The organism is Actinomycetospora atypica (assembly GCF_042653685.1).
GTDB classification, from domain to species: Bacteria; Actinomycetota; Actinomycetes; order Mycobacteriales; family Pseudonocardiaceae; genus Actinomycetospora; species Actinomycetospora atypica.
The window spans coordinates 56,970-68,878 of record NZ_JBHSIV010000030.1; the positions used below are offsets into that span (position 1 = coordinate 56,970).

12 protein-coding genes and 1 pseudogene are annotated in these 11,909 nt (G+C 75.5%); 3 read left to right on the top strand and 10 right to left on the bottom strand.

Annotated elements, in window-relative coordinates; genetic code table 11:
* Positions 1-46: 46 nt before the first annotated feature.
* Positions 47-1,015, bottom strand: coding sequence for an NADPH:quinone reductase (locus ACFPBZ_RS22970; RefSeq protein WP_378038431.1), 969 nt, complete (start codon positions 1,013-1,015; stop codon positions 47-49).
* A gap of 29 nt (positions 1,016-1,044) precedes the next feature.
* Positions 1,045-1,875 carry a YhjD/YihY/BrkB family envelope integrity protein gene (locus ACFPBZ_RS22975; protein ID WP_378038432.1) on the bottom strand — a complete coding sequence of 277 codons (831 nt, stop codon included), beginning with the start codon at positions 1,873-1,875 and terminating at the stop codon, positions 1,045-1,047.
* A 74-nt stretch (positions 1,876-1,949) separates the two neighbouring features.
* Here ACFPBZ_RS22975 and ACFPBZ_RS22980 point away from each other — a divergent pair.
* Positions 1,950-2,528 (top strand): annotated as a pseudogene (locus ACFPBZ_RS22980) (CDP-alcohol phosphatidyltransferase family protein); the annotation flags it as partial.
* Positions 2,529-2,550: 22 nt separating this feature from the next.
* Here ACFPBZ_RS22980 and ACFPBZ_RS22985 read toward each other — a convergent pair.
* Together ACFPBZ_RS22985 and ACFPBZ_RS22990 are read right to left on the bottom strand one after the other, a co-directional pair.
* Positions 2,551-4,155, bottom strand: coding sequence for a phytoene desaturase family protein (locus ACFPBZ_RS22985; RefSeq protein ID WP_378038433.1), 1,605 nt, complete (start codon positions 4,153-4,155; stop codon positions 2,551-2,553).
* 28 nt (positions 4,156-4,183) lie between these two features.
* The gene (locus ACFPBZ_RS22990) at positions 4,184-5,308 is read right to left on the bottom strand and encodes a glycosyltransferase family 2 protein (protein ID WP_378038434.1); all 1,125 of its coding nucleotides are present in this window, start codon (positions 5,306-5,308) and stop codon (positions 4,184-4,186) included.
* A 117-nt stretch (positions 5,309-5,425) separates the two neighbouring features.
* Here ACFPBZ_RS22990 and ACFPBZ_RS22995 point away from each other — a divergent pair, with 117 nt between their 5' ends.
* Entirely contained in the window at positions 5,426-6,235 is an 810-nt protein-coding gene (locus ACFPBZ_RS22995; protein WP_378038435.1) for a carotenoid biosynthesis protein, read from the top strand.
* Here ACFPBZ_RS22995 and ACFPBZ_RS23000 read toward each other — a convergent pair.
* From ACFPBZ_RS23000 to mug, 6 genes are all read right to left on the bottom strand, one after another.
* The gene (locus ACFPBZ_RS23000) at positions 6,232-7,080 is read right to left on the bottom strand and encodes an SCO6745 family protein (protein ID WP_378038436.1); all 849 of its coding nucleotides are present in this window, start codon (positions 7,078-7,080) and stop codon (positions 6,232-6,234) included. The two genes, ACFPBZ_RS22995 and ACFPBZ_RS23000, sit on opposite strands and share 4 nt — an antisense overlap.
* A gap of 19 nt (positions 7,081-7,099) precedes the next feature.
* Positions 7,100-8,011 (bottom strand): SCO6745 family protein, encoded by a 912-nt coding sequence (locus tag ACFPBZ_RS23005; RefSeq protein ID WP_378038437.1) that lies wholly within the window; start codon positions 8,009-8,011, stop codon positions 7,100-7,102.
* 45 nt (positions 8,012-8,056) lie between these two features.
* Positions 8,057-8,521: an FmdB family zinc ribbon protein gene (locus ACFPBZ_RS23010; RefSeq protein WP_378038438.1), complete on the bottom strand. Its 465-nt coding sequence runs from the start codon at positions 8,519-8,521 to the stop codon at positions 8,057-8,059.
* Between the two features lie 84 nt (positions 8,522-8,605).
* Positions 8,606-9,898, bottom strand: coding sequence for a hydroxyacid-oxoacid transhydrogenase (locus ACFPBZ_RS23015; RefSeq protein WP_378038439.1), 1,293 nt, complete (start codon positions 9,896-9,898; stop codon positions 8,606-8,608).
* The gene (locus ACFPBZ_RS23020) at positions 9,895-10,668 is read right to left on the bottom strand and encodes an N-acyl homoserine lactonase family protein (RefSeq protein ID WP_378038440.1); all 774 of its coding nucleotides are present in this window, start codon (positions 10,666-10,668) and stop codon (positions 9,895-9,897) included. Before ACFPBZ_RS23020 ends, ACFPBZ_RS23015 begins: the two co-directional genes overlap by 4 nt.
* Positions 10,669-10,787: 119 nt before the next feature.
* A complete protein-coding gene (mug, locus tag ACFPBZ_RS23025) occupies positions 10,788-11,369 on the bottom strand; it encodes a G/U mismatch-specific DNA glycosylase (protein ID WP_378038441.1) in 582 nt (193 codons plus the stop codon).
* Positions 11,370-11,487: 118 nt separating this feature from the next.
* On the opposite strand from mug, the gene ACFPBZ_RS23030 reads away from it, so the two are divergent.
* Complete coding sequence (locus ACFPBZ_RS23030; protein ID WP_378038442.1) at positions 11,488-11,784, top strand: hypothetical protein; 297 nt, start codon at positions 11,488-11,490, stop codon at positions 11,782-11,784.
* Positions 11,785-11,909 lie beyond the last annotated feature (125 nt).

Here is an 11,909-nt window from a genome sequence, read left to right on the forward strand (position 1 = left end):
GGGATGATCGACGACGTGTCCTCCCGGGGGGCGTCCGCTCCCCGGGTCAGGGCACAAGCATGACCTTCCCGACTGCGCCGTTCTCCACCGCCTCCTGAGCAGCGACGACGTCGTCGAGTCCGAAGGGGGTCGAGGGCAGCGGACGGAGGGCCCCGGAGGCCACCGCGCCGCGCACCCAGGCGACGTCCGCGGCCATCGCGGCGGCCGTGATGTTGTAGAGCAGGACGTACTGCACGGTCGTGTTGGTGACCATCAGCCGCCGCGTCGGGAGGGCCGGGTCGTGGGGCTCGTTGGCGTAGACGGCGATCGTCGTGTTGTCGCTGACGGCGAGGTCGAGCTCGATGTTCGCGCCCAGCGCCACCTCGACGATGCGGTCGACGCGCTCGGCGAACCCGCGGACGCGCTCGATCGCGCCCTCCTCGCGGTAGTTCACGACGAGGTCGGCGCCGGCGGCCCGGGCGAGCTCGCCCTTCTCCTCGGAGCTCACGGTGGTGACGACCCGGGCGCCCGCGTGCTTGGCCAGCCCGATCGCGAAGTGCCCGACCGCGCCCGCGCCGCCGGCCACCAGCACCGTCGCGCCCTCGAGCGCCGACGGGTCGCCGCCGAGGCAGTGCGCGGCCGTGACCGCGGGGACGCCCAGGCACGCCCCCAGGTCGTCCGAGGCCTCGTCGGGAAGGGGGACCGCCCGCTCGGCCGGGACCACGCTGTACTCCGCGGCCGTGCCGTAGCGGTTGCCGAAGGCGGAGAGGTAGAGCCACACGCGCTGCCCGACCTCCCGGTCGGTGACCCCGTCGCCGACGGCGTCGACGACGCCCGCGCCGTCCTGGTGCGGGACCTGGAAGTCGTCGGGCTCGCCACCGGTCAGCCCGGCGCGGCTCTTCCAGTCGGTGGGGTTGATCGCGGAGCGCGTGATGCGGACGCGGACCTGGCCCGGCCCCGGCTCGGGGGTCTCGAGGTCCTCGACGGAGAGGACCTCGGCGGCGGGTCCGGTACGGCGGTAGACGGCAGCCTTCATGGGCCCAGGATTCCCTCCCGCGCCCCGGCTCAGGCGCGGTGGCCGCGGGAGAGGGCCGCGTCGATCACCACAGTGGCCCGGTAGCCCGCGAGCACGAGCAGGTGCAGCAGGTAGAGCCAGAGGCCCAGCGCGGTCACCGCGCCGACGATCGGCAGGCCGCCGAAGGGCGCCGACCACTCGACGGGGATGGCGAGGAAGAGCACGAAGCCCTGCAGGAAGCCCGCCAGGACCGAGCCGGACGCGAACCCGCCGATCAGCAGCGCCCGCCACCCGAGCTTGCCGGGGGCGACGAACCGGAACAGCGCGACGAGCGCCAGCGAGACGGTCGCGAACACCACGTGGAACGCGATGACGATGCCCAGCACCAGCGACCAGCCCCCGGCCGCGTAGAGCGGGCCGACCGTCGGCGCGACCGCGAGCACGGCGAGCACCAGGAACGGGGCGACGGCGGCCACGCCGAGCAGCCCGGCGCGGCCACGCCACCCGGTGAGCCGGTCGCGCGCCTCGGAGAGCTGCAGGAACGCCCGACGCAGCCCCTCGCCGTAGAGGCTGGCCGGGAACAGCACGACGAGCGCCTGGATCCAGGACATGCCCAGCGCGGTGCTGGTCAGCGTGCGCAGCGCCTGCGGGGTGCCGTGCCCACCGGGCAGCCCGACGATCGCCGCGTCCATCGCGTTCGTCAGGGCCTCGCCGCCGACGATGCGGCCCACCGCCCACAGCGACGCCAGCGCGAGCGGGACCAGCCCGACGATGCCGAAGTACGTCGCGCCGGCGGCCCACAGCGCCACGTCGCTGCCGGGAAACGTGCGCCCGACCTCGGAGGCCAGGCCGCGAGCCCGGGCCCGCCGTGCGTTCGTCACGGTCACCATGGTCCCCGGTCGGTCGCCGGCCCTCTCACACGACACCGCGCCGACGGCGCTGGGACAGTGAGGACATGCCAGGCGGGGACGTGTCGGACGGGGACCCGTCGGACGACGCCGCGTGGTCGGCGCTGCACGGCGGCATCCGGCCCTCGCCGGTGGTGCGGGGGTGGCTGCGGCTGGTGCGGGCCCTGGTGCGCCCGGTCCGGCGGGTGCCGCCCGACGTGCTGTCGCTCGCCGGGGTCCTCGTGCTGGTCGGGGCGTGGGCGCTCACGGGCACCGGGCGCCCGGGCACGGCGGTGGCCGCGGTGCTCGTCGTGCTGGCGGGGGTGCTCGACGGGCTCGACGGGGCCGTCGCGCTGGCGACCGGCCGGGCCCGCCCGCTCGGGGCGGTCGTCGATGCGGTGTGCGACCGGCTCGGCGACCTCCTGCTCCTCGCGGTGCTGGTGGCGCTCGGGGCCCCGCCGGGCTGGGCGGTGGCGGTGGCGGCCGCGACGCTGCTGCACGAGTACGCGCGGGCCCGCGCCCAGGCGGTCGGCATGCCCGGGGTGGGCGCGGTGACGGTGGCCGAGCGCCCGACGCGGATCATCCTGGTGGCGCTGCCGACCGTCGGCGCGGCCGTGCTCCCCGCCGGTGTCCCCGGCCCGGGGTGGGGTTGGGGCACCACCTTCGTCGTCACGTGGGCGGGGGTGGCGGCGGTGGGGCTTCTGCAGCTGCTGGTCGGGCTGGTCCGCTCGGTGCCGGCGGATTTCCCGCCGGACCCGCCGCCGGACGCCCTGCCGGATCTCCCGCCGGACCTCCCGCCGGATCTCCCGCCGGGCCGATGAGCCCGGCGACGATCTCCGCCGACATCAGCACCAGCGGGATGCCGCCGCCGGGGTGCGCCGAGCCCCCGACGAGGTAGAGCCCGGGGATGCCGCTCGCGTTGGCGGGGCGGCGCAGCGCCGCGCGCGGGCCGTGCGAGGCGGTGCCGTAGATCGCGCCACCGGGCGAGAGCGTCCGCCGCTCCAGGTCGGCCGGGGTGAGGATCTCGACGAAGCGCAGCCGGGGCCGGACGTCGGCGCCGCGGGCGGCGAGGACGTCGAGCACCTGCTCGGCGTAGCGCTCCCGCAGGCCCGGCGCGTCCCAGTCGACGCCCCGCGCCGGGTCGTGCACCGGGGCGTTGACCAGCACGAACCAGCCCTCGGACTCGTCGTCGGGACGTAGCGCCGGGTCGTCGGGGGCGTGCACGTAGACGGTCGGGTCGGCCACCGGGTGCGGGCGGCGCCCGAACACGGCGTCGAACTCCGCGTCGTAGTCGGCGGGGAAGAACACGCGGTGCGCGGCGCCGGGCTCGCGGCCGGAGAGCCCGAGGAGCAGGACGAAGCCGGCGCTCGACGGGGCCGTGCGCCGCAGCCGACGGCGCATCCGGGGAGCGGCGTCGTCGGGCAGCAGGCGCCCGTAGAGCTGCGCGGCGTCGGCGTTGCAGACCACGACGTCGGCCGGCACGCGGCGCCCGCCGACCCGCACCCCGACGACGCGGCCGTCCTCGACGAGCACCTCCTCCACCGGCGAGGACAGGTGCACGACGACGCCGAGCTCGACACACCGTCCGAGCAGGGCGTCGACGATCCGGCGGAGCCCGCCGGGCACCCACCACGCGCCGAACTCCTGCTCGACGAAGGCGGTCACCGTCAGCACCGCGGGGGTGCGCCGCGGGTCGGACCCGGAGTAGGTGGCGTAGCGCTCGAGCCACGTCCGCAGCCGCGGGTCGGGCAGCAGGCGGCGCGCGACACCGCGGACGGTGCGCCAGGGGGCGACGGCGCGCAGGTCGGCCGGGCGGATGCTCATCCGGACCAGCGAGGCGAGGGTCAGCGGTCTGCGGAGCACGTCGCGCCCGACGAGGTCCCACAGGTGCCGCGACCGGGCGTGCAGCCGGGACCAGGCCGCCCCGGCGCCCGGGCCCAGGGCGTCGTCGAGCGCGGCGGGCACCCGGGCCGGGTCGTGCGGCATGGCGAGCCGGGTGCCGTCGGCGAAGGTGTAGTCGCAGGCCGGGTCGACCGGCTCGACGGGCAGGTCGGCCGGACCGCCCGTGGCGGCGAGGAGCTCGTCGAGCAGCCCGGGCATCGTCAGCAGCGAGGGCCCGGTGTCGAAGGCGAAGCCGTCGCGCTCGACGAGGCCGAGCTTGCCGCCCGCGACCGCGGCCTGCTCGTGGACCTCGACCTCGTGGCCGGCCGCCGCGAGCCGGGCGGCCGTGGCGAGCCCCCCGAGCCCGGCGCCCACCACGACGACCCGGCTCATCCGTCCCCCCGTCGCCGCGCCCGCCCGGTCACAGGGACCGGCCCTTCCACTGCAGCGTGCCCCGCAGGCGCCCCACCCACGACGAGACCAGCAGGCCGACCATCGCGAGCACCGACACGGGGTGCGCCGCGGCGTCCCAGCGGGTTGGCGCGGCGCAGAACCGCGACGCCAGCAGGCGCCCGGCGACGGCGGCCGCGTAGCCGGTCGCCCCGACGCGGGAGCCGGAGAGCGCCGCGACGGGCGGCACCACGTAGACCAGCAGCAGCGCGGCGGCGACGCCGACCGACCCGAGGGGGGAGCCGAACGCCGCCCACAGCGACTTCCGGTAGCCGTCGTGCAGGTCGCGGCCCGAGTCGTACATCCGGCAGGAGGCGAGCGCGGAGCCGTCGGCGACCCCGGTGCGCCCCCCGCTGCGGCGCACGGCGCGGGCCAGCGCGATGTCGTCGAGCACCGCTCCCCGCACCGCGTCCCACCCGCCGGCCCGGGCGAGGGCCCCGGCCTCGACGAGGAGGAACTGCCCGTTCGCGAGCGCCATCGACGACCGGCCGCTGCGCTCGGCCACCCGCAGGGGCAGCGTCGTGAGCCACGACCACGCCAGCAGCGGCTGCACCAGGCGCGCGAGGGGCCCCGCCACCACCTGGCGGGGCCAGGGACACAGCAGGGCGAGCGGCTCCGGCCCGCGGAGCACCGCCACGGCGGCCGCGACGGCGTCGGGGGCCAGGACGACGTCGGCGTCGACGAAGACGAGGATCTCCCCGCGGGCCGCCGCGGTGAGCTGCCCGCACGCGTGCGGCTTGCCGAGCGCCCCCGGCGGCGGGGTCCGCCCGGGGAGCACCCGCAGGCGCGGATCCCCCTCCCCGGCCCGCCGGGCGACCTCGGCCGTCCCGTCGGAGGACCGGTCGTCGAGCACCAGGATCTCGGCGTCGTCGAGACCCCGCTGGGCGAGCAGCGAGCGCAGCGTCGGGGCGATCCGGTGGGCCTCGTCGCGGGCCGGCACCAGGATCGAGACGGGCGCCGCGACCGGCGGCGGGGACGTGGGCGGCCGGCGCAGGACCGTCCGGTTCACCACCTGGTGGGCCGTTCCGAGGACGGCGAGCGAGGAGCCGGACATCACGAGGGTGCGGAGGGGTGCAAGCGGGCGTGCGGCGGGCACCCGGGCAACAGTAGGCACGCCCTGACGGCACCGCAGAAGTGGACCCCTCCAGGTCGTGGCAGTGCGTCCGCGACTCCCGGAGGTTTCCCGGTGCAGGTGACCCTCACCCGCAGGACCGTGGCATCGACGCGCCCGACCTGGGCGCTCGTGGGTGCCGCGGTGTTCGTGCAGATCGTCTATCCGCTCATGCCCGACGCGCTCGACACCATCGTCACGGTCCTGAGCGTCGTCGTGTTCTTCCTCGCGGCGCTCGCCGACGTGGTGCGCGTGCACGGCCCGCGCGGCGGCCTGTGCCTCGTCGGGATCGCGGGCGGGGGCGGGCTGGTGGCCGAGGCCGTCGGGCTCGCCACCGGGGTGCCGTTCGGGTCGTACGCCTACACCGGCACCCTCGGCCCGGAGGTGCTCGGCGTCCCCCTCGTGGTGCCGCTGGCCTGGGCGATGATGGCCTGGCCCGCCCTCGTGGTGGGGCGCGCACTGGCCGCCCGGGGGGTCTCGGTGGTCGTCGTGGGCGCGCTGGCGCTCGCCGCCTGGGACCTCTTCCTCGACCCGCAGATGGTCGGTGCCGGCCACTGGGTCTGGTTCGACCCCGAGCCGGGGCTGCCGCTGGTGCCCGGCATCCCGCTGACGAACTACCTCGGCTGGCTGCTGGTGTCGCTCCTCGTCGTCGGCGCCCTGCACGCGGCGCTGCGGCCCGGGCACGAGCGCGGGGCCGGGCACCACCGGGGCGTCGGCGCCGAGCCGGTCTCCGCCCCGGCGAGCGCGCTCTACCTGTGGGTCTACGCCTCGTCGGTGCTCGCCCACCTGGTGTTCTTCGGCCTGCCCGGCTCCGCGCTGGTCGGCGGCGTGCTCATGGGGCTGGTCGCGGTGCCGTTCGCCCTGAACCGGTGGCGGGCCCTGCGCCGCCAGCCGTCCGGGCAGGACGGCTAGCCGGCCTGCAGCTTGCCGTCGTCGTCGGGGAACGCCCCGGCCTCCCGGAGCGCCCGCGACCACACGGTGCACCGCTCGACGACGAGGTCGAGGCCGTGCTCCATGCCCTCAAGGACGTCGTCGAGCACGGCCTCGGTGGCGTCCTCGATGTCGTGGCGCACGGCGGCCCCCCGCGTGGTGAGCGTGCCGTCGCGCGCGAGGAGGGCGCGGTCGACGAGGTCGTCGACCGCGGCGTCGATGGCGGCCTCGGGCCACGACCGGGTGCGCGTGTAGCGGCGCAGGTCGATCCCGACGAGGGCCTCGGTCAGCAGGTTCGACTCCAGCGCCCCGATGCCGTGCGCGACGAGCGCCGCGAGGTGGGCGTCGCCGCGGAACTCGCGCAGGAGGTTCGTGGCGTGCCACAGGCGGCCCCACGCGTCGCCCGGCCAGTCGAGGGCGGAGAGGCCGGCGAAGAGCGGCTTGCCGATCGACGGCGCCCCGTCGAGCCCGCCCCGCAGGACGGTGACCACCTCCTCGACGTCCCGGCCCGGCTCGCCGAGCACGCGGTGCAGGCAGCGCAGGGCGCCCGCCTGCTTCGCGGCCAGCACGTCGGGCACGGTGGCCGTGGTCAGGCCGCCCTCGTAGACCCCGGACAGCATGTCGGGCTCGAAGACGCCGAAGGTGGCGAGGACCAGCGGCGTCGGCGGCAGGCCGAGGGTCCCGGCGCGGCCCAGGACGTAGCCGGTGAAACGGTCGAGCCCGATCGCCTCGTACTGCTCGCGGGCCTCCTCGGAGTGCACGTGCACCATCGCGACCGGTTCGATCGCGTCGCGCAGCCGTCGGGCCGGGGTCTCGGTGGGGCTCACGACGAGGTGTCTACCCGGTTCAGCCCGCGGCGCGCTTGAGGGGGTCGGGCGGGAACCAGCCGGCGGCGACGACGCGGTCGGCCCACCCGCCGAGCGTCCCGACGAGGTCGTCGAGGTCGGCACCGAGCGCGGTGAGCACGCGGTGCTGGGCCAGGTCGGTGGCGGCCTCGATCGCGTCGCGCTGCTCGCGCCCCGCCGTGGTCAGGGCCCCGTCGGCGACGAGCCCGCGGGCCGCGAGGCGCGCGGAGGCGGCGTCCATCGCCCCGGGCGACCAGCCGCGGGTGCCGGTGTACTCGTAGAGGTCGAAGCCCGCGCGCAGCTCGGTGAGGACGTTGGCCTCCAGCCCGTCGACCCCGGCCGCCACGCACGCGCCGAGGTGGGCGTCGCCGCGGTGCTCCCGGTAGAGCGAGGCGACGTGCCAGAGGCCCGCGTGCGGGTCGTGCGGCCAGGGCTGGTCGCGCAGGCTCGCGTAGAGGGGGCGACCGGCGAGCTCGCCGGGCCCGCCGGCGTCGAGGGCCTCGCGCAGGACCCGGGTCACGCGCCCGATCTCCGCGACGTCGACGCCCTCCAGCGCCGCCCGCATGCCCTCGCCGCCGCAGAGCACTCGGACGTCGCGCAGCTCCTCGACGGTGGCGACGTCGCGCGCCTGGCGCCAGAGGTCGGCGGCCAGGCCCGGCTCGAAGACCGCGAAGGTGGCGGCGACGACGCCCGGCGAGACGTCGCCGAGCGTGCAGGCGCGCCCGCCCACGTAGCCGGTGAGGAAGTGCAGACCGGCCTTCGCGAGGTGGACGTGGGCGGGGGCGCTCCACAGGTGGACCATCGCCAACGGCTCGAGCACGTGGCGCAGCCGCAGGGCCGGGGTGTCGGTCGCCGGGGCGGTGGCCCCGGCCCGCGGCTGGAGGAAGGTCTCGCGTGCCTGGTCGAAGTCCACGCCCGGGAGTGTGGCTCACGCCACGCTCCCGGGTCGACCGTCGTCCTACCCGGACGGCGGGGTGGGCTTCGGCGCCGCCGGCGGGGTCGGCGACGGGGCGTGCGAGTGGCCGTGCCCGTGGCCGTGGCCGTGGCCCGACGAGGAATCGGGTCCGGGCTTGAGCATCGGCTCGCCGGCGCGCAGCGGGACCTGCTCGTAGCGGCCCTCGTGCGCGATCACGGGCCGCGTGTCGCCGGCCAGCTCGGGGTGCTTCTCCTCGAGGCGCTGGCGGCGCTCCCACTGCTTGCGCATGGAGGCGATGTACTCGGGGTTGCCGTTGTAGACCCCGCGCCAGGTCTGCGGCATCTGCTCACGGGACAGGCCGGGGTCGGCCTTGCCGTGCAGCGCGGGACGCGACGGCACCTTGCGCGAGTCGCCGCCGCACTCGGGGCAGGCCGGCGCGGGGGCGTCGCGGCCCACGAGCCGCTCGAAGCGCAGCCCGCAGTCACAGCGGTAGTCGTAGATCGGCACGAGGTGCCCCTCCTGACGTCGGGGCCTGTGAGCACGTCATCCGTGTCCGGACACGGATGACGTGCTCACAGGCCGTAGGCACCTCTACCAGTTGGAGATCGACCTGGCGAAGATGCCGGCGATGTCGTCCTCGGTCGGCGTCTTCGGGCACGTCGCGAGCAGCCGCTGCTGCTTCATGGTGCCGTCGACGAGGTCGGGGATGTCCGACTCGTCGAACCCGACCTCGCCGATCCCGTTCGGGATCCCGATGTCGCGCATCAGCTCGGTGACCACGTGCGGGAGCTGCTCCGACGCGTCGTTCTGCGTCTCGGCGTCCGGCCCGAGCATCCGCGCGGCGGCCATGTGCCGGTCGGGCGCCGACTCGAACGAGAACCGGAAGGCCTCCGGCGCCGTCAGCGACACCGACATCCCGTGCGGGACCATCGCCTCGTCCGACGGGTAGCCGGCCGGGTGGAAGTCCTTGACCTGCCCGGCGATGGGGTAGGCGTTCGCGTGCGGGATGTGCACCCCGGAGTTGCCGAAGCCCATTCCTGCGAACGTCGCGGCCATCATCATGTCCATGCGGGCGTCGACGTCGTCGGCGCCGCGGTGGACGGCCGTGCGGAACGACCTCGCGAGCAGCGACATCGACTTCTCGCACCACAGGTCCGACACCGGGTTCGAGCCGCAGTAGGTCACCCGCTGCTCGGGCTGCTTGCGGTCGAACGAGGTGTACCAGCGCGCCGTGTAGCTCTCCAGCGCGTGGCAGACGATGTCCATGCCCGAGGCGGCGGTGACCTCCGGGGGGAGGGTCATCGTCAGCAGGGGGTCGACGACGGCGAGGGTCGGGCGCAGCCGCCAGTGGCTGATCCCGGTCTTCACCCGCAGCGACAGGACGTCGAGCACGCACATGGCGGTGGACTCGGATCCGGTGCCGGCGGTCGTCGGGACCGCGATGAGGGGCTTGAGGGCCCCCGGCGGCACCTGGGCGTTGCCGACCGGCTTGTTGATGTAGTCCATCAGCTCACCGGGGAACGTGGTGAGCAGGTTGACGGCCTTCGCGGTGTCGATCGCCGACCCGCCGCCGACCGCGACGAACCCGTCCCACGGGCCCTGCGTGGTGGCGTAGCCGATGGCCTTGTTCATCGAGTCGTCGGTCGGCTCGACGTGCACGCCGTCGAAGATCTCGACGGTCATGTCGTAGCGGCGGATCTGGTCGGCGATCCGGTCGGGCAGGCCGGTCTGCTGCATGCCCGGGTCGGTGATCAGGAGGATCCGCTTCGCGCCGTACTGCGAGAGGTCGAAGCCGATCTCGTCGCAGGCTCCGGCGCCGAACTTCAGCGGCGGGGCACCCCACGTGAAGACGGACTCCTCGGTGGGGACGGGGGGGACGGTCACGTGTAGTGGCCTCCGTTCGAGACGGTCTTGAGCTCGTGGATCTGGTCGGCGTCGTGGCCGAACACCACGGTCGCGTTGGTGCGCTCCGCGACGTCGCGGACCTTCTCCACCGAGGAGAACCACGACTCGAGGTTGTTGACGATCGCCGCGGGGACGGGCGGCGGGCCGTAGCTCGCGCCCATGTACACCGCGTCAGAGGTGAAGATCATCGTGCCGGTGTCGGGGAGGTCGACCTGCATCGACATCGTGCCCGGCGTGTGCCCGGGGGTCTGCAGGAGCGTGACGCCGGGGAGGAACTCGGTGTCGCCCGAGACCGTCTCCCAGTTCAGGTTCTCGTAGTCGGACTTGAGGTGCGCGCCCGTGAACGGCCCGTCGAAGCCGAACGCGAACTCCTTCTCCTTGTCCGAGCACACGAGCTTCGCGCTGGAGTCCTTGAACAGGTTCGCGTTGCCGCAGTGGTCGAAGTGCAGGTGCGAGAGCACCACGTAGTCGATCTGGTTGGTGCCGATCCCGAGCTGCTCGAGCCGCTTGTCGAGGTACTCGTCGTCGGACACCTTGTCGTAGGGGAAGAAGTCGTTGAGCCCCGTGGGCCCCCACCGCTCCTCCCAGTCGCTGGGGCAGCTGGTGTCCCACAGCAGGGTCCCGTCGGGGGTCTCGACGAGGACGCAGTGCGTCGGCACGTCGACCCACTCGGCCGGGGAGTCCTTCTGCTGGCGGGGCTTGATCGACCGGCCCGGCTGCAGGAGCAGCCACGTCAGATCGGCGGTCATCGCACCGCAATCGAGAACACTGACCTTGATGTCACCACTGGCCACTTGCAGACCTCCGCGTCTACCGAACGGGACCGACCCCCCGTGGGTGATCACACTGCCTGTGACCGGTGCCACCGTCAATCGGAGAGGTCGCCGGATGCGCATGCGTGCAGGGCGGCGAACTCGGCGGCCAGGGTGGACGGCGTGTAGTGGGCGTTCAGGCCGCTCGGGTTGGGGAGCACCCAGACCCTCGTCGGGCCGATCGTCGCCTCCTGCTTCCCGACGACGGCCTTCGGCGCGCCGAAGGCGGTGCGGTAGGCGACCACCCCGACGACCGCGAGCCACGCCGGCGTCGTCGCGTGCACCAGCTCGACCAGGCGCCGGCCGCCGGCGACCAGCTCGTCGTCGGCGAGCTCGTCCGCGCGGGCGGTGGCCCTCGGGGCGACGTTGGTGATCCCGAGGCCGAGCGCGGGCAGCAGGTGCTGCTCGGACGGCGCGAGGAGCCGGGGCGTGAACCCGGACGCGTGCAGGGCGGGCCAGAAGCGGTTCCCCGGCCGGGCGAAGTGGTGCCCGGTGAACGCGGAGACCAGGCCCGGGTTGATCCCGGAGAACAGCACCCGCAGCGGGGGCCCGTCGGGCCCGGGCAGGACGTCGGGCAGGAGGCGGTCGCGGGCCGCCTCCAGCTCGGCGCGGGTCGGGCCACGGCGGCGGCCGGTCACGGGAGCTCCCTTCGGACGGACGGACCAGTGCCCCGTCCCCACCGGTAGTACCGCCCCGGGTTGTCCCCAGGGCGGCCCGGCGACGGAGCCGGCCCGGGGCCGGGAGCGTCCACGGGGCATGAGCAACGGATTCATCCTGCCCACCGACGCGGTCCTCGGTGCGGTGGAGGACATCGAGGCCGCGATCGGCGAGGCCGAGACGGCGGCCCGGTCGATGGTCGAGGGCCTGCACGCCCTGGCGCGGGCGGTGCCCGGGAGCCGGACCGCGGCGCAGGCGACCGCGCTCGCGGCGACGTGGCGCGCCGACGCCGCCGAGTGGGCCGCCGCGGCGCAGGAGCTGGGCGAGGCCCTCGCGGAGGGGGTCGACGACCAGCGGGCCGCGGAGGAGGCGCTGGCGGCCTCCTTCGGCCCGTGAGCGCCCCGGCCGGTCCCGCCGCGCTCGTCGGGCCGGCCCGGGAGCTCACCGCGTCGGTCGGCGCCTTCGGTCACGCGGTGGGCCGACCCCGGCTGCCCGCGGCCTGGACGGGCCCCGCCGCCGAC